Raw genomic sequence first — 17,279 nt, forward strand, 5'->3', positions numbered from 1 at the left:
TAAGTGGGCACGGGACTTTCGAGGATATATTATGAGTATTAGCTCTTTAGGGAACCAAATTGATAACTCTTTGGTTTCAAATGCCTTCGGTTTTCTGCGTTTTCCATTGAATTTTCAACCCTATTCTAGTGATGCGGAATGGGTAATTACTGGTGTGCCTTTCGATATGGCGACATCAGGCCGTGCAGGTAGCCGCCACGGGCCTGCCGCCATTCGTCAGGTATCGACAAATCTGGCTTGGGAAAGTAGCCGCTGGCCGTGGAACTTTAGCTTACGCAAGCGCCTGAACGTAGTGGATTGTGGAGACCTGGTGTTCAACTTTGGTGATGCTCAGGATATGAGCGATAAGTTACAAGCACATGCAGAAAAAGTGCTGGCATCAGGCAAGAAAATGCTGTCTTTTGGTGGTGATCATTTCGTTACTTTACCGTTGTTGCGTGCCCACGCGAAACATTTTGGCAAAATGGCGCTGATCCATTTTGACGCCCATACGGATACCTACCCGAACGGCAGTAAATTTGATCATGGTACGATGTTTTTCCATGCCCCAAACGAAGGGCTGATCGACCCTAATCACTCGGTGCAGATAGGCATTCGTACTGAACATGATACGAACAATGGTTTCACTGTATTGGATGCGGGTCAGGTCAATGATCGTAGCGTTGATGATGTTGTGGAACAGATCAAAGAAATTGTGGGTGATCTGCCGATTTATCTGACATTCGATATTGATTGCCTTGATCCGGCTTTTGCGCCCGGCACCGGAACACCAGTAATTGGTGGATTGACCTCTGATCGCGCGTTGAAAATCCTACGCGGCTTGCAACCACTGAATATCGTTGGCATGGATGTGGTCGAAGTGGCTCCAGCTTATGATCAATCTGAGATTACCGCTCTGGCGGCAGCAACAATTGGTCTTGAGCTGCTTTACTTACAGGCTTCGAAGAAAGAGGTGTAGTTTTTAAATTACACGGTTTCTGGCTGTCTGACTGCAAAAACCACCGCTATCTGCGGTGGTTTAATAAATCCCTTTCTTTTTTCCAATAGCCTAAATTCTTCACCTATTGTTCCCAAATTGGAACAATCAAGCAAAACCGTGGCTGGATATTGCAGCGGCGGAAAACTCCGCTAGGATGTTCGTAAAGGCATTCGATAGAGGAAACAACCGATGATAATCAGTTCACCTGAATTCAAGAATAATGATTTTTTGCAAAAATGTCATGAATTTAACGAGTTTGGTGCCAATGGCGATAATTGTTCCCCTGCGCTTTCTTGGCAGAATGCACCCGCTGAGACAAAAAGTTTCGCTATTACTGTTTATGATCCTGATGCGCCGACTGGTAGCGGTTTCTGGCATTGGGTTGTGTTTGATATTCCCGCTGAAATACAGGATTTTCCAGCCAATGCGGGTCAGACGAATGGCGCTGTAATGCCAGTTGGTAGTATCCAAAGTAGAAATGATTATGGTCAGATTGGTTTTGGTGGCCCTTGCCCACCTGAAGGGGATAAGGCGCATCGCTATATTTTTACGGTACATGCTTTAGCCGTAGAAAAAATAGGGATTGATGCTGAAACAACCAATGCCGTTGCACGCTTTATGATCCAGGCCAATACCCTGACCTCCGCGAGCATAACAGGCTACTATCAGCGCTAACTTTCCCAACGTTAACTTCCAGCGTTAACTGATAATTAATAATTCTTCGTTCCGGTAAAAGGTATAAGTATGAGCAATAAAAAAATTGAATGGAATAATGGATTACAGCCGGAAGCTGTAGAGATCCTTGCTAATGAAGGCGGAATGATTGTCTGCCCAACCAAAGTTGGTTACATCATCATGACTTCTGACGCAAAAGGTTTGGAGCGTAAATTTGAAGCCAAACAGCGCAACCGCAACAAGCCGGGCGTAGTTCTGTGTGGATCTCTCGAACAATTGAAAGAATTGGCTCAACTTAATCCGGAAATTGAAGAACTGTATCAAAAACATTGGGATCAAGATGTCCTGTTGGGCTGCATCCTGCCGTGGAAAGAAGAAGCCATCGCCCGGATTCCCGATGATGGCTCTAAAGAATTGATGATGGACGGCCGTGGCACCAGCTGTTTCGTGATTAAATTTGGTAAACCGGGTGAAATTCTGGCGAAAGCATTATGGGAAAATCATGGTAAATTCTCTTTCGCCAGCTCTGCGAATCCGTCTGGTAAAGGCAATCGTGGCTTGGTGGAATGTATCGGCGAGCGTATCGAAGAGCATGCTGATTTGATTATTTCTGCCAACGACTATGTTAAATCTATTCAACCAAACGAAACTGAGCAAACCCGTTATGAACAGGGTGTGATGGTATCCATGGTGGATGACAACGGTAAATTAGTGCCAATCCAAAATGGGCAGCGTGATATTACCCCGTGTCCGGTGTTGATCCGTAAGGGACTGGATGTGCATAAGATTATGCCGATAATGTCTGATATCTTTACTACTTGGGATTACCGCCACGGTAATTATTACTGATTCTATTTGTACTGATTTTTCTGCGGGTGGATCTATCTAGTTATGCACCCGCATTTATTTCCTTATTTATGCTTTTTGCTCCACCTTTCCGAGAGTGCCCCGCAATTTTTGCTGCAGCGTATCGGCAAACAGCTGCACACGTGAAGAAAGCGTATTTTCTGATTTAAACATCATCCAGGCTTGGTAAATATCCATATTCCATTCAGGGAGCAACCGTATAAGTTTTCCGGTGGCTACTGCTTCATGGGTGATGTAATCCGGCAGATAGGCAATACCCGCCCCAGCCAGTGCTGAACTCATCAACGCTACACTGTTATTGATACGAAAACGGCTGCGGACTTCAATATCCAGCTTTTGGCGTTCTTTGCGAAATGGCAGGGAAATTGTGTGTGCAGGTCCACGGAACAGCAGATAATCGTAGCGAGGTAAATCCTCCGGTTTTTCTATCGACGAAAATTGACTTATGTAATCTGGAGTGGCGTAAAGCCCCCAAGTGATGTCAATCAGGGGCATAATGAGGGGATGTTCTGGCATTTCACGGCCGACAACAATTGCGATATCGTAATTATCATCGGTTGCATTGAGTATTCTATCCGTCAATTCCAGATCAACACTGACATGAATATTTTTGGCGATAAAGTGGTTCAGGGCAGGGACAATACACTGACTGCCAAAGGATACCGGAGCAATCAGACGCAGGTTTCCCATTGGTTCTTCGTGAAAATTGCGGATAAAACGTTCGGCGCTTTTGGCTTCATTCAGGATGCGGGAGCAGTACTGGTAATAGCTCAGTCCGACCTCTGTGACTTGAATTTTACGCGTGGTGCGATTAAGTAACTGAGTGCCTAACCTTACCTCTAACTGTGAAATCTCGCGACTGACGGAAGATTTAGACAACCTTAAGGATTTTGCAGCCTCAGTAAAACTCAGTGTCTCTACGACGCGGGCAAAGATCACCATCGAGGTAAGATTTTCAACATTATTCATGAAATAGCCTGATGATTTACCTGGGAGAAATTCTGCCTAACATATCATAGAAGCTGTGGAGCATGACCAATATTTGTTAATCAAACTAAGGTCGTTTTTTGATCAAAAAACTAAACTGCGTTACAAAAAAAGTGTCAGAATAAAAACGCAGGAATTTTCCACCTGAAGAACGACTGTTCCAAGAGAGAAACAGTACGCTAAACAATGGTATTTCCCTATTATAAGCGTTAGTAATGTAGCTAAGACTTCTATTTTTTTACTATGTTTTCTTTACTACATTTTAATCTTTCGGAGGCAATGTGAGATGAGCCAAACTATTACACAAAAAATTCTCGCGCGAGCGAGTGGCCGTGAGCAGGTCACACCGGGTGAAGTGGTTTGGGCAAAAGTGGATATCCTAATGTCTCACGATCCCTGCACACCGGGAGTCGCCAGCGTATTTAAAAAAGAGTTCGGTCAAGAGGCCAAAATATGGGACTCGACACGTTTTATTCTGATCCCTGACCATTTTGTCTATTCTGCTGATCCACAGGCTAACCAAAACATCCGCGTTATGCGTGAATTTGCCGCTGAGCAGAACATCAAATATTTTTACGATGTGGGAACCCCAAACTATAAAGGGGTGTGCCATATTGGGTTGGCGGAAGGCGGTCATACCCGCCCCGGTGAGGTTTTATTGGGTACCGATTCCCATACTGTTACAGCGGGTGCATTTGGTACGTTTGCCATTGGATTGGGCATTACAGATGCTGCCTATGCGTTAGGCACAGGAGAAATCCCCCTCAAAGTGCCAAGCTCCATTCGGGTGAATTTCACTGGAACCAAACCCGCCCATGTACTGGCTAAGGATATGATTTTGGCGGTTCTGTCAGAATTAACCGTGGATGGCGCGACATATGAAGCTATTGAGTTTGGCGGTAATGTCATTGATGAGTTATCCGTAGAAGAGCGCATGACGATTTGTAATATGGTCGTTGAATGCGGTGCCAAGAACGGGATTATGGTGCCTAATCAGGCGACACTGGATTATCTGGCAGAACGTAACGAACAGCCTTTTGAGATCGTCTATCCTGACGAAGATGCCCAATATAGCCGCGTGTTGAACATTGATGTCACCAACATGCAGCCAATGATTGCCAAGCCCCATTCACCGGATAATGTTGTGCCGATTGAGAAGGTTGCCAACGTTGCCATTTCTCAGGCATATATTGGCTCCTGCACGGGGGGAAAACTGGAAGATTTTATTGCGGCGGCCCGTGTCCTCAAGGGCAATAAAGTCTCTATCCCGACTTATGCCGTACCTGCTACCAAAGAAGTTTTCCACAAAACAATAACAACTCAAATAGATGGCATGTCTGTTTATCAAATCTTAACCGATGCGGGCGTGAAACTCTCGTCTGAAGCCGGTTGTGCGGCTTGCATTGGTGGGCCAGCGGATACCTTTGGCCGCGTCAATGACCCTATCTCAGTCATTTCGACCACTAACCGCAATTTTATCGGGCGCATGGGGCATAAAGGTGCCAATATTTATCTGGCGTCGCCTTACGCCGTTGCCGCTGCTGCCATCACTGGCTGTATTACTAATCCGGGAGAATTTTTATGAGTGCGTTGAAGGAAAATGTCATCAGGGGCTCGGTTTATGTCTTGGCTGACAATATCGACACCGATCAGATCTTGTCGGCGGAATACCTGAAAGTGAACCCTTCGACACCGGAAGGATACGCTCAATTGGCTTCATTGGCGATGTGTGGATTACCGGAAGGGGTGCTACCTTTTATTGATGAAGAGCAGGGTAAGGCAAAATATCCGATTATTGTGGCAGGCCATAACTTTGGCTGTGGCTCCTCACGTGAACATGCGGTCGCAGCATTGGGAGCTTCGGGGGTGCAAGCAGTTTTGGCACAATCCTATGCCCGTATTTTCTTCCGCAATTGCGTCTCTACCGGAGAATTATTGCCAGTTGCGGCACAAGAACGTTTGTGTGACATTCTCTCCACTGGAGACAGTATTGAGATTGATATCGAAAACCAGACCATCACTTTGTTGAAAAGCGGCGAAAAATATCCTACCGATCCTGTTGGTGAATTGGCAAATATTGTCGCGGCAGGTGGATTGTTTGCTTATGCTCGGGCAACGGGCAGGGTAAAATGACTGTTTTTGAAAAATTATAGAGCCAGAATACAAAAACCACTGCGATTCTCGGTGGTTTTTGGCGTTATAAAGCCCCATAAACGCCTCTATTGTTTTCTTTAACATGCTGCTGATTTGTAACCTTTCACCGTTTTGTTGGCTACGCTCACTCATCCCAGTCACATAATCTGCTGTCCGAACATTTAAATGAATTAAATGTTCGAATGTACTTATATCTTTCAACTCATCGTTTTTTCTGGCTGTTTTTTTCCAATAAGGTAAGCACTCCTAACCAACCAGATACGTCAGCACTTGCTGATGAGGCATTAGGGCAAAATTGCCGTGAAATTGTGAGCCAGCTTGATACTTATCAGATAATGTTTGCAGCAGTTTGATGCTAACAGAATAATCATTGCAATCAATTGACGTAATTTCAGCCGCGTGAAAATCAAAAAAACGTTTCACATGGGGATGCAGCGCCTTAAAAAGCGTCTCCTTAATGGAGAAAGCGAGAGTGAACGCCTGTTCAAAAGGTAATGCGCATGCTGTCAGTAACGTCTTTTCAGTATCATTGATGACACTGGTTGCAACACTTTCGATTGTTTCTGATTTAATCTCTTGTTCGATATCAATACCGATTATCCGGTAGTGATCGCTAGAAGCCGCAAACGCAATGGCACAGTTAGCTGAATGAGAGATGGAGCCACAAATATTGTCAGGCCAGATTGGGGAACGATCTTGGGCATTGGTCACCTGAAAGTCAGGATAACCCAAGGCGTGTAAAATTTGTTGAGTACAGTAGCGGGCTGCCAGATATTCCGCTCGCCTTTTATTGACCGCGTTCTGTAATCTGAAAGGATAAGTAATGCCATGTTCATCAAATAAAGTATCCTGATAGTGAGCCTGATCAAAATAAGTCAGCATAACTTGAATATTGGGATGTTCTAACAATGAACCTATCTGTATGTCCCTGAAAAAAGGAGCATTGAGCGCAGTGGTCTGGACGGAGGTAAAAGTGCTTTCTTTCATCATCGGCTTTGTCATCGGATTTAATTATTGGATCGTAGAGTATTCAAAAAAGTGATTTCCTGATTTTGCCATATTTTAGTTTTTGTTCACTAACACGCTAACTCTTTTTATACTCTTACTTGTTAACATTTTTGTTGCGCTAAGAAATGTTGCGTTAAAAATCATTTCGTTAAAAACGAACGACTAAAAAGAGGTTAATGTGGAAATATTGGTGACAGGTGGGATAGGGTATATCGGTAGCCATACTTGTGTCCAAATGATTGAAGCGGGAATGACTCCGATCATCATTGATAATTTGTGCAATGCCAACCGTGAAGTACTCGCTCGCATCGAGGCATTGACTAGCGTACAGCCACTGTTTTATGAAGGAGATATTCGTGATGAATCGTTCCTAGATACCATTTTCTCCCGTCATCAAATTCAGTCGGTCATTCATTTCGCTGGTTTGAAAGCGGTTGGAGAATCAGTCGCTAAGCCTGTCGAATATTATGATAACAATGTCAATGGGACGCTGGTTCTTGTACGCAGCATGCAGAAAGCAGGTGTAAAAAGCATCATTTTCAGTTCATCTGCAACGGTATACGGTGATCCTGATGTTGTCCCCATTACGGAACAATCCACCGTTGGCAATACCACCAATCCATATGGCACAAGTAAATATATGGTAGAGCGTTGCTTGTCTGATCTCTATCATGCAGAAAATGATTGGTCTGTGGTGTTGCTGCGTTATTTCAATCCGGTTGGGGCTCACCCTTCCGGTACGATGGGGGAAGATCCACAGGGAATTCCCAACAATTTGATGCCTTATATCGCTCAAGTTGCGGTAGGACGTCGGGAAAAACTGTCCGTCTATGGGAATGATTATCCGACGTCCGATGGTACGGGAGTTCGCGATTATATTCATGTGATGGATTTGGCTGACGGGCATATCGCTGCATTGCAGGCTGTTGGCAAAAAATCGGGGTTGCATATCTACAATTTGGGCACCGGAAAAGGCACAAGTGTATTGGAGATGGTGGAAGCATTCAGTAACGCATGTGGTCAGCCAGTTCCCTATGAAATTTGCCCGCGTCGTCCCGGAGATATTGCTGAATGTTGGTCAAGCCCGGAAAAAGCAGAGCGCGAACTAGGGTGGAAGGCGAGTCGTACTATCGTAGAAATGACTGCTGATGCGTGGCGCTGGCAGTCTCAAAATCCCAATGGGTATCAGGTGAAATAAGAAGAAGTTTTTGGTCTTTCTTTTGGTAGTAGATGGGCATATATTATGCTCATCTTCTCCTTCCTCTGTAATGCATCTTGAGATCCATTGGGTATAGATAACCCGATAGATTTGAGCGAGTAAAATGCCGTTTCTTACCTAGAACTTACCCTATTAAGTTCTTAATGATATATATCTTTATGTTAACTATCGTTATGATTGGTTCGGTGAGATTTATTCCTCATCTTTCAAATTTGAAAACAGGTGTGTATATCTGGCTTTAACAATGAGAGGAGTGTGATCGTGAATTCAGGCTCGCAGCAACAGTGGACAGATGTTGACGACTATCTCAAGAAAACGTTGTTACATAAGATCCCACATCTCGAACAAACACTTGAGTACAACAGAAAACAAGGATTGCCATCGATTGATGTTTCTCCGCTTCAAGGGCAGTTTTTGATGATGATGGTACAAATCAGTGGTGCAAAACGCATTCTCGAAATCGGTACTTTGGGTGGCTATAGTACCCAATGTATGGCAAAGGCATTGCCCGAGGAAGGGCAGTTGATTACATTGGAAAAAGAACCCAGTGTAGCTGAAGTGGCACAGCACAATATAGAACGGGCGCAACTCGCACATAAGATCAAAATTATAGTGGGAGATGCAGCCAAAACGTTGCCTACTTTGAGTGCAGAGCCAAGTTTTGATTTGATTTTTATTGATGCCGATAAGAGCAATAGCTCATTGTATCTTGATTGGGCTATCCGATTAGGGCATCCGGGAAGTGTTATCATCGTAGATAATATGGTTCGTCACGGTATGATTTTGGATGAAAAACGCGATGAATTCACAGAAGGTGTCTGTCAGGTTCTTGAGTCAATGCTGAACCGCCCTGGAATTACTGTGACAGGATTACAGACTGTGGGGGAAAAAGGTTGGGATGGATTTGTATTACTACGGGTCAACACAGATTAATTTTAAATTGCAGTAAATCATAGGCTACAAAAAGGATGGTGTGCTTAAAAAAACAGACCATCCTCAAATTTATCCAATCAAACCCAAGTTACTTGGGACTTTCTACCTTGTTTTCAGCGGTGGTTTTACTACGTGCTGACTGACAGGCTTTACGTTCATCAGGTTCACGCTCTTGAATGATTTTAGCTGTTTCATCTATGGTAGGGAGAGTGAATCCCATATCGTCATAAGCGCCAAAACCAATTAAGCGATAACCGCTTAGCGGAGTATCAATTGGGACACGAAACTCTTTTTTTTCTCCTGGAGCCAGTGAATCAAATGATTGTACTGACAGTTTTTCTGGTTCACATTTTGCGTTAAGGGGCAAAACAACCAGATAACCACTGGCTACCGGTTGATCGCCTTTATTTTGCAGTGTACCGCCCACAAAAAATTTGCCACTGGCTCCTAACCCCATGTGAAACAGCAAGTGTGCTTCTCCTTTTGCCCACAATGCAGGGGTAAACAGGCTGCTTGCCAGTAACATGACACTGCATGTATAACCACGCCATTTCATCTTTAATTCTCCTGTTTATGAGTTTATAGCATGAAATATATTGGTAATAGGTATTGCAGTGGTTGGTAAAAAAATCAAGTTACCTTACTTAAATTGAACAATGGTCAGAGGTTGATACAAGAATCAATATCCTCGTTTTTTGTCACTCTTGTGAAGACATCCAAGTCTAATCTGGCGATGTAATTGATTAAATAGTGGTCGCATAACAGGTTGTCTGAGATATCGATATTGGTCTGAGACTCAAACTCAGTGATATGTTCTAGTGATAAATAACTGAATATTTCAGGCGGTAAGTGAGGTATTACATCGTTGACATAGTTGAATACCTCAAAATGACTAAAGTTCTGGCTGACATGTTTGGAAAATTCACTGTTTCCTGCTCTCGGGCTGGCAAATAAACAGGCTGAGTGATTTGGGAACATAGGGCCTATCTCATACATAAGATAGGCAGCGATTGCTGATCCAAGGCTATGGCCAGTGATAGTGAGTTGGCTGGTTATTCCTATAATTTGAGTAATGGCTTGTGCCAATTTGAGATTGCTATAGTCACGGTAATTTTCAGTATCAGTGGTAATGAGAGTCATCGAGTCGTAAACGCTAAAAAAACCCCAACTTACTTCTACTTCGGGGAAGTTTGTCCACGGTGAGGTAAAACTAATGAATCCGTCATGGATAAATTCTAGCAAGTTTGAAGGGTCTGTTCCGCGTATCGTAATGACATATTCACCAGGAGAATTTATTTTCTCTGCAATAAATCCGTAACAAACATGCTCTGGTAGTTCTCTCTTTCGGGGTTCTACTGAGAAAGAGATATCATTTGCTGAAATATACGCGATCACTTTATATCCATCTTCTTCAATGCGCGGATCAGCGAGAGGTGCTGGATCATTGTAGTATTGAACATTCATTTTCGCCGCATATAACACGAGTGCAGCAAGGTTGGCGGCTTCTTTGTATGTATACATAAGTGCCTCATTTGTTTGTTATTTGTTAATTGGGTGTTTATTTTTATGATGGATTAAGTGTATGCCATTTTGTTGCGTTTGCAGGTACTGAGGAGGATATATCGATTGGCTAATATAATTTTTTATGGGCTAATATTTTGAATTTTATGCATTAATATTTAATGAAGAAAAATGGGGTAGCAAGAATGTTTTATCTATCAATATCGAATTAATTAATTACCTTTTGTTATATGTAGTTTTTATTTGTTCTTTCAAATTGATTACTCTGCGGCGTTATTCTGTCTCAATGTAAAAGTTTTACCTGTAAATTTTACCGATTATTAAGAGGCTAATATGGCTGCACCACGTTCGGTTCTTGAACTGATAGGGAATACACCACTACTCGAACTTACTCATTTGGATACAGGTCCATGTCAGTTGTTTATTAAGTTAGAGAACCAAAACCCAGGTGGTTCGATCAAAGATCGTGTTGCACTTTCAATGATTGAGCAAGCGGAAAAGCAGGGTTTGCTGAAGCCGGGAGGCACCATTATTGAAGCGACGGCGGGTAATACCGGTATAGGTTTGGCTTTGGTTGCAGCGATGAAAGGTTATAAACTGATTTTGGTTGTGCCTGATAAGATGAGCAGGGAGAAAATTTATCATCTTCGAGCACTGGGAACAGATGTGCGCCTAACACGTTCTGATGTAGGTAAAGGGCATCCAGAATATTATCAGGATTATGCGCTACGTTTATCGAAGGAAATCAGCGGAGCCTATTATATTGATCAATTCAATAATCCTGCGAATTCAGCCGCTCATATTGCGACTACAGGTCCAGAAATCTGGCAGCAGATGGAGCAGAATGTGGATGCTGTTGTCGTGGGAGTGGGCTCGGGTGGTACTCTGGGTGGTTTGAGCCAGTATTTTAAGGAAATTTCTCCTGAAACTGAATTTATTCTTGCAGATCCTAAAGGCTCCATTCTTGCCGATTATGTTGAACATGGTCATTATGACGAAGCGGGCAGTTGGTTTGTAGAAGGTATTGGTGAGGATTTTGTCCCCCCTCTTGGTGATTTTTCTCAAGTTCATTATGCCTATCGCATTACCGATGCAGAAGCATTTTCCAGCGCCCGGGATTTGTTACTGACAGAGGGTATTTTGGCTGGTTCTTCTTCGGGAACATTACTGGCAGCGGCACTACGCTATTGCCGCACACAAACAACGCCAAAACGTGTCGTCACACTTGCCTGTGACAGTGGTAACAAATACTTGTCGAAGATGTTTAATGATTACTGGTTATTGGAACAAGGACTGCGTTCACAGCCACAGGAAAATGATTTGAGTGATTACATCACTTATCGTTATCGGGATGGGGCAACGGTTTCAGTTTCACCGCAGGATACTTTGCAAATCGCTCATGGCCGCATGCGCCTGTATGATATTTCACAGTTACCTGTGATCGAAAATGATCAAGTCGTTGGCATCATTGATGAATGGGATCTCATGCATACCATTCAAGCCAATTCTCGTCATTTCTCTTTGCCTGTTACTGAAGCGATGACGAGCCACATTCATACACTCAATAAAAAAGCACCATTGGAACAATTAATTGCGACTTTTGATGTAGGTCATGTCGCTCTCATTGTTGATGATGACAATAATTTCCTTGGCCTTGTTACTCGTACCGATGTGCTGAACGCATGGCGTCAACAACTCAACTGATCTCTTTTCAGGAATAAATTAATGACTAAGTTTAATAAGATTAAGTTTGATACAAAAAGCGTTCACGCAGGCTATGTTCCTGACCATACTGGCGCAGTGATGCCAGCTATTTATGCTACGTCAACTTATGCTCAACCGGCACCCGGCCAGCATACAGGCTATGAATATTCCCGTAGTGGTAACCCGACACGTGATGCTTTGGAGCGTGCGATTGCAGAGTTAGAGAACGGAACTCGTGGTTATGCTTTTGGCTCCGGTTTGGCTGCCAGTTCGACCATTTTGGAGTTGCTGGATAAAGATAGCCATATCATTGCCGTAGATGATCTCTATGGCGGCACTTACCGATTGCTGGAGAAAGTGCGTCGCAGGACTGCTGGCCTGAGAGTCACTTATGTTGAGGCTGGGGATACAGCAGCACTAGAGGCGGCCATTCAGCCTGACACCAAAATGATTTGGGTGGAAACACCGACCAATCCATTGCTGAAACTGGCTGATTTAGCTGCTATCGCACAGATTGCTCAGCGTCATAATATCATCAGTGTTGCGGATAATACTTTTGCTTCCCCTTATATCCAGCGTCCGCTTGATTTGGGTTTTGATATTGTTGTTCACTCTGCAACTAAGTATCTAAATGGTCATTCTGATGTGGTTGCTGGCCTTGCTGTCGTGGGTAACAACAAGGAGTTGGCGGAGCAAGTTGCTTTCCTGCAAAATTCTATCGGTGGCATTCTTGATCCATTCAGTAGTTTCTTAGTTTTGCGTGGTATTCGAACACTGGCATTGCGTATGGAACGTCATATCGACAGTGCAGAGAAGATTGCACATTGGTTGGAGCAGCAGCCACAAATTGAGAAAATTTACTACCCCGGCCTTGCTTCTCACCCTCAACATGAACTGGCAAAGCGTCAGATGCGCGGTTTTGGTGGTATGATCTCCATCGTACTGAAAGGTGATGAGGATTATACGCGTCAATTTATTCAAGAATTACAATTATTCACATTGGCAGAAAGTTTAGGGGGAGTGGAAAGTCTGGTGGGGCAACCGTTCACCATGACTCATGCCTCTATTCCACTAGAAAAACGTCTGGCAGCAGGTATTACTCCACAGTTGGTTCGTATTTCTGTAGGCATTGAAAATGTTGATGATTTGATTGCGGATCTATCTCAGGCGTTTGAAAACGCAAGTTTGTAACTAACAGCCCATATAATCTGCATAATATAGTATGCCAAATACAGCATGCCAATCGATTTTACCTCGATTGGCATTTTTTACGATTTAATTAACGTGTATTGACTGATTTTGTTATTTGTTTCTGAATATATATGTTGAAAACAGATACTCTGTAATGTATTGAGTAAACTAAAAAATTTTATTTTAAAGTAAATATATGAATGAAATTCATTGATTGCTGTTATTAATAAAAATAACTGGAAACTAGAGCGAAATATTGTATTGGCAGATTTTTCGGTTTATAGCAGACGATTTGAATAATTACTGATATCTTATTGAGAATAAGATATATTTAATTTTAATCTATTTTTTTCCTATTAAAATATATCAATACTTTGTAAAAAGAGGAGAATCAGTTATGGCTATTCTAGACATACTCACAATCCCAGATAAAAGACTGAGACAAAAATGTGTTGATGTCACTGATTTTGATAAAGTTCAAACGCTAATTGATGACATGTTTGAGACAATGTATAGCACTGACAATGGCATCGGTTTGGCGGCACCACAGATTGGGCGGAAAGAGGCTGTTTTGATTATTGACCTTTCATCAAATCGCGATCAGCCAATGGTTTTGGTCAATCCTAAGATTGTTGAAAAAGAGCGTCGTGTAGTGAATCAGGAGGGCTGTCTGTCCATACCGGGATATTATGCGGATGTAGAAAGATTTGAAAAAGTGAAAGTAGAAGCATTTGATCGGAACGGTAAACCCATTACGGTAGAGAGTGGCGATTTTCTGTCGATTGTTATGCAGCATGAAATTGATCATTTACATGGCATTATTTTTATCGATTATCTGTCACCATTGAAACGACAAATGGCGCTGAAAAAAGTGAAAAAGTCTTTAAGTGAGCGAAAAAATTAGCTGGTGGCAGGAAAAGAAATTATCTGATTATTTTCTAATTATATTATCCAGTTGTTTAATGTTGTGGTTTTATTATTGATATTAATTTAATTGTTAATGATGAAAATGAATGAAAAAGCTTAGAATTTTGCTATTAAATACAATAATGAGTATACCATTTTCAAAATGCAGCTTTGGCTTTTTATCGTTCAAGACAGTTATGGTCAATATTGATACCTAATCGATTTCCAATTGTAGCGCCCGGCAAGGATTACATCTCCAACTAGGGGGAGTGAACGTAGCCGACAGCCAACAAAGCGCCAATTTGAATGATTTGATGGTAATGACATAATCAGGGGAGTTATCGTGATCGGAATAAATGATGTTGAGAACTATCAACGACCTAATTTTTTCATTGGTCTGAACTTGATAGATACAACTGATGCCAAGGTGGGTACCTATTTGATGATATTGGATGCTGAGGGAATTAGAGATGCTCGTGTTTCCTCGGTTAAAGTGGGTAGTCAGATGGGGTATGTTTGTATTCCCTCAACAGCTAGCAGTAATGAGATTGCCTGTACCATTTATATCAAAAATCGAGACAATAGCAGTTACCCACTGGTAGGTACTATCTATCTTAACTACCAGCCGTCATCCGGAATTATTGACATTACGACGTTGAAAATCGCACCAGAATCTCAGTTAGATCTAGATGTAGACAGAGTGGATGGCACCAAATTTGACTTTAAACTGAAAGCAAAATAAAGCATTCCGGTTTTTGCCACAAAATTGGCAAAGTGGCCACTTAGAGCCTAATGATATAGGCTCTTAATTGGCCACCAATTAATTGAGTAGCCTATTTTTTGTCCTCTTTATCTTTCAAGTTGCTTCTTTGTGGGTTGTAATCATCTGATTTGATGATGTAACCATAAATACGGGTATATCCATCTTCCTCTTTCTGAAGATAAACACCCTGTAGCTCTTGTTCAAAACCGGGAAATTGGTTGATATTCTCTTCTAGCGCTAGAAAATAGCGTAATACTGAATCTCCCCAAATCTCACCGGGAACAATACAACATACGCCTGGAGGATAAGGTACGGCACCGTCTGCTGCAATTAATCCTTCAATATCACGCAATGCGACTAATTCTACATTGCCACGAACCAATTCAATATTGGCTTTTTGAGGGGGCATGGCAATTTTAGGGAAGTGGGATTTGCGGAATATCTCTTTTTGTAATTGCTTAATATTTCTATTAATGGCAAGAGAGTGCATTTCTTGACACAGTTGTCTGATGGTCTGACCCCGATAACGCTCAGGATAGTTACGACAGAGAGAAGGTAAGACTGTTTCTAAAGGGGCATCTTGTTCCAGTAGTTGTTCAAAGTGGATCAGTTGGGAGACTAAATACCCTATCTTGGCCGTATTACCAGCGGGAGTGAGCAGGAATAGAATTGAATTCAGAGCATATTTTTCTGGAATAATACTATTTTCGCGTAGAAAGTAGGCTAAGACAGTCGCAGGAACACCGAACTTGTCATATTCGCCAGTATTGGCATTAACGCCGGGTGTTATGAGCAAAAGTTTGCAGGGATCGACAAAATATTGTTGTTCGCTATAACCATCAAATGAGTGCCATTTTTCACCCGGGATAAAATAAAAGAAACGCAGGTCATTGGCGATCTCATCAGTTTCATAATCAGCCCAGTGACGGCCATCAACGTTATCGGATATAAACGGTTTGATATATTTACATTGCTGCAAGATTAATTTTCGCGCCTCAATGCTCATTTTTACACAATCCATCCACATTTTTTTACCGTTTTGCCCTTCGTGCATCTTGGCATTGACATCAAGTGCCGCAAAAAGAGGATAAAACGGGCTGGTAGAAGCGTGAGCGGTAAAAGAATTATTGAAGCGTTTATGATTTACATAGCGGGATTGGCCTTTTATATGTCGATCTTTTTTATGAATCTGTGAGGATTGGGAAAGACCCGCTTGTTGTTTATGGACAGATTGAGTGACTATAATTCCCGGATCATTTTCATTGAGATCCAGTAACAACGGTGAACCATCAGCCATCATGGGAATGAATTGCTCATAGCCGAGCCATGCGGAGTCAAACAGAATATAATCACAAAGGTGCCCTATTTTATCGACTACCTGCTTAGCGTTATAAACAACGCCATCATAAGTGACGAGTTGAATGACAGCCAGACGAAAAGGTCGTTTCTCAGTAGTGCGTTCAGGCGCAACTTCTTGTATTAAGTTGCGTAGATAAGCTTCTTCAAAGCAGTGGGAGTCGATGCCTCCTATTAAGCCAAATAGATTCCGGGTGGTTTCTAAATATATGGGTGTTGCTCCTGATTGAATGAGTGCGCCGACATGGTTGGATTTATGGTTATTTCTATCAAAAAGAACGAGATCTCCGGGAGTCAGCAGTGCATTCAGAACGACTCTGTTGGAAGAGGAAGTACCGTTAAGAACAAAATAGGTTTTATCAGCATTAAAGATTTTTGCAGCGTTTTTCTGCGCATCGCAGGGAGCACCTTCATGAATGAGTAAGTCCCCCATGTAAACATCTGCGTTGCATAAATCTGAACGGAACAATGTTTCACCAAAGTAGTTGAAAAACTGTATGCCACAGGGATGATTCCGGAAAAATTGTCCACCTTGATGGCCAGGACAATCAAACGCGATATTTCCTTGAGCAACGTATTCGGTCATGGCACCAAAGAATGGAGGTAGTAGGCTTTTTTCGTATTTTTCAGCGGTGGTATCTAATTGCTGACCATAGAAATTTTCATGACCTTTTTCCGATTGGAATACACCAGTGATTCGTGATAAAAGACGAACTGGTAGTGTTTCATTTTTAGGTAGGACAAGATAAATGGGGATTGGATATTGTGTTTCTTCAATACGTTCTAACTCACCATTTAATGCATCTTCTAATGAAATAACAATAGCAGATACATCAATGAAATGAGTTTCTTTGATATTAATAGTTTCTCTTTCACTATTAAAAATATCACATGTATTGTTGCTGCAAGCAATGTTAAATTTTTTAATCATATTAATATGGTTACACTAAAGATCAATATATTTTGAAAAGTAGTTTATTATCAGATGTTGAACTTAATATGCCATATTTAAAATT

16 protein-coding genes are annotated in these 17,279 nt (G+C 42.2%); 11 read left to right on the forward strand and 5 right to left on the reverse strand.

Going from position 1 to position 17,279, the window contains the following annotated elements; all coding sequences use genetic code 11:
* The first annotated feature begins 31 nt into the window (after positions 1–31).
* The 3 genes from speB to Xhom_RS11830 all read left to right on the forward strand — a co-directional run bounded on the left by speB (position 32) and on the right by Xhom_RS11830 (position 2,503).
* Positions 32–958, forward strand: coding sequence for an agmatinase (speB, locus tag Xhom_RS11820; protein ID WP_069316800.1), 927 nt, complete (start codon positions 32–34; stop codon positions 956–958).
* A gap of 210 nt (positions 959–1,168) precedes the next feature.
* Positions 1,169–1,654: a YbhB/YbcL family Raf kinase inhibitor-like protein gene (locus tag Xhom_RS11825; protein WP_069316799.1), complete on the forward strand. Its 486-nt coding sequence runs from the start codon at positions 1,169–1,171 to the stop codon at positions 1,652–1,654.
* A gap of 69 nt (positions 1,655–1,723) precedes the next feature.
* Positions 1,724–2,503: an L-threonylcarbamoyladenylate synthase gene (locus tag Xhom_RS11830; RefSeq protein WP_069316798.1), complete on the forward strand. Its 780-nt coding sequence runs from the start codon at positions 1,724–1,726 to the stop codon at positions 2,501–2,503.
* A 66-nt stretch (positions 2,504–2,569) separates the two neighbouring features.
* Here the strand turns inward: Xhom_RS11830 and Xhom_RS11835 are convergent, their stop codons facing one another.
* On the reverse strand, positions 2,570–3,490 hold the full coding sequence (locus Xhom_RS11835; protein WP_069316797.1) for a LysR family transcriptional regulator: 921 nt from the start codon (positions 3,488–3,490) through the stop codon (positions 2,570–2,572).
* Between the two features lie 304 nt (positions 3,491–3,794).
* Here Xhom_RS11835 and Xhom_RS11840 point away from each other — a divergent pair, with 304 nt between their 5' ends.
* Both Xhom_RS11840 and Xhom_RS11845 read left to right on the forward strand, forming a co-directional pair.
* A complete protein-coding gene (locus Xhom_RS11840; protein WP_069316796.1) occupies positions 3,795–5,093 on the forward strand; it encodes a 3-isopropylmalate dehydratase large subunit in 1,299 nt (432 codons plus the stop codon).
* Positions 5,090–5,641, forward strand: a complete 552-nt coding sequence (locus Xhom_RS11845) for a LeuD/DmdB family oxidoreductase small subunit (protein WP_069316795.1) — start codon at positions 5,090–5,092, stop codon at positions 5,639–5,641. The genes Xhom_RS11840 and Xhom_RS11845 overlap by 4 nt, the downstream gene beginning before the upstream one ends.
* 267 nt (positions 5,642–5,908) lie before the next feature.
* On the opposite strand, the gene Xhom_RS11850 is transcribed toward Xhom_RS11845, so the two are convergent.
* Positions 5,909–6,652 carry a 4'-phosphopantetheinyl transferase family protein gene (locus Xhom_RS11850; RefSeq protein ID WP_232326105.1) on the reverse strand — a complete coding sequence of 248 codons (744 nt, stop codon included), beginning with the start codon at positions 6,650–6,652 and terminating at the stop codon, positions 5,909–5,911.
* Positions 6,653–6,848: 196 nt separating this feature from the next.
* Here Xhom_RS11850 and galE point away from each other — a divergent pair, with 196 nt between their 5' ends.
* Entirely contained in the window at positions 6,849–7,868 is a 1,020-nt protein-coding gene (galE, locus tag Xhom_RS11855) for a UDP-glucose 4-epimerase GalE (RefSeq protein WP_069316794.1), read from the forward strand.
* 282 nt (positions 7,869–8,150) lie between these two features.
* A complete protein-coding gene (locus Xhom_RS11860; protein ID WP_069316793.1) occupies positions 8,151–8,822 on the forward strand; it encodes an O-methyltransferase in 672 nt (223 codons plus the stop codon).
* 88 nt (positions 8,823–8,910) lie between these two features.
* Here the strand turns inward: Xhom_RS11860 and Xhom_RS11865 are convergent, their stop codons facing one another.
* Together Xhom_RS11865 and Xhom_RS11870 are read right to left on the reverse strand one after the other, a co-directional pair.
* Positions 8,911–9,378, reverse strand: a complete 468-nt coding sequence (locus Xhom_RS11865; protein ID WP_069316792.1) for a membrane-associated Zn-dependent protease 1 — start codon at positions 9,376–9,378, stop codon at positions 8,911–8,913.
* Between the two features lie 104 nt (positions 9,379–9,482).
* Positions 9,483–10,343 (reverse strand): lipase family protein, encoded by an 861-nt coding sequence (locus Xhom_RS11870; RefSeq protein WP_069316791.1) that lies wholly within the window; start codon positions 10,341–10,343, stop codon positions 9,483–9,485.
* 333 nt (positions 10,344–10,676) lie between these two features.
* On the opposite strand from Xhom_RS11870, the gene Xhom_RS11875 reads away from it, so the two are divergent.
* The 4 genes from Xhom_RS11875 (at position 10,677) to Xhom_RS11890 (ending at position 14,886) form a co-directional block, all read left to right on the forward strand.
* On the forward strand, positions 10,677–12,047 hold the full coding sequence (locus tag Xhom_RS11875) for a pyridoxal-phosphate dependent enzyme (RefSeq protein ID WP_069316790.1): 1,371 nt from the start codon (positions 10,677–10,679) through the stop codon (positions 12,045–12,047).
* 21 nt (positions 12,048–12,068) lie between these two features.
* Positions 12,069–13,238: a trans-sulfuration enzyme family protein gene (locus Xhom_RS11880; protein ID WP_069316789.1), complete on the forward strand. Its 1,170-nt coding sequence runs from the start codon at positions 12,069–12,071 to the stop codon at positions 13,236–13,238.
* A gap of 397 nt (positions 13,239–13,635) precedes the next feature.
* Positions 13,636–14,142 (forward strand): peptide deformylase, encoded by a 507-nt coding sequence (gene def, locus Xhom_RS11885; protein ID WP_069316788.1) that lies wholly within the window; start codon positions 13,636–13,638, stop codon positions 14,140–14,142.
* A gap of 345 nt (positions 14,143–14,487) precedes the next feature.
* A complete protein-coding gene (locus tag Xhom_RS11890) occupies positions 14,488–14,886 on the forward strand; it encodes a hypothetical protein (protein WP_069316787.1) in 399 nt (132 codons plus the stop codon).
* A gap of 91 nt (positions 14,887–14,977) precedes the next feature.
* Here the strand turns inward: Xhom_RS11890 and Xhom_RS11895 are convergent, their stop codons facing one another.
* Entirely contained in the window at positions 14,978–17,191 is a 2,214-nt protein-coding gene (locus Xhom_RS11895) for an ornithine decarboxylase (RefSeq protein ID WP_069318479.1), read from the reverse strand.
* Positions 17,192–17,279: the final 88 nt, after the last annotated feature.

It is taken from the genome of Xenorhabdus hominickii, assembly GCF_002632725.1.
Lineage (GTDB): Bacteria > Pseudomonadota > Gammaproteobacteria > Enterobacterales > Enterobacteriaceae > Xenorhabdus > Xenorhabdus hominickii.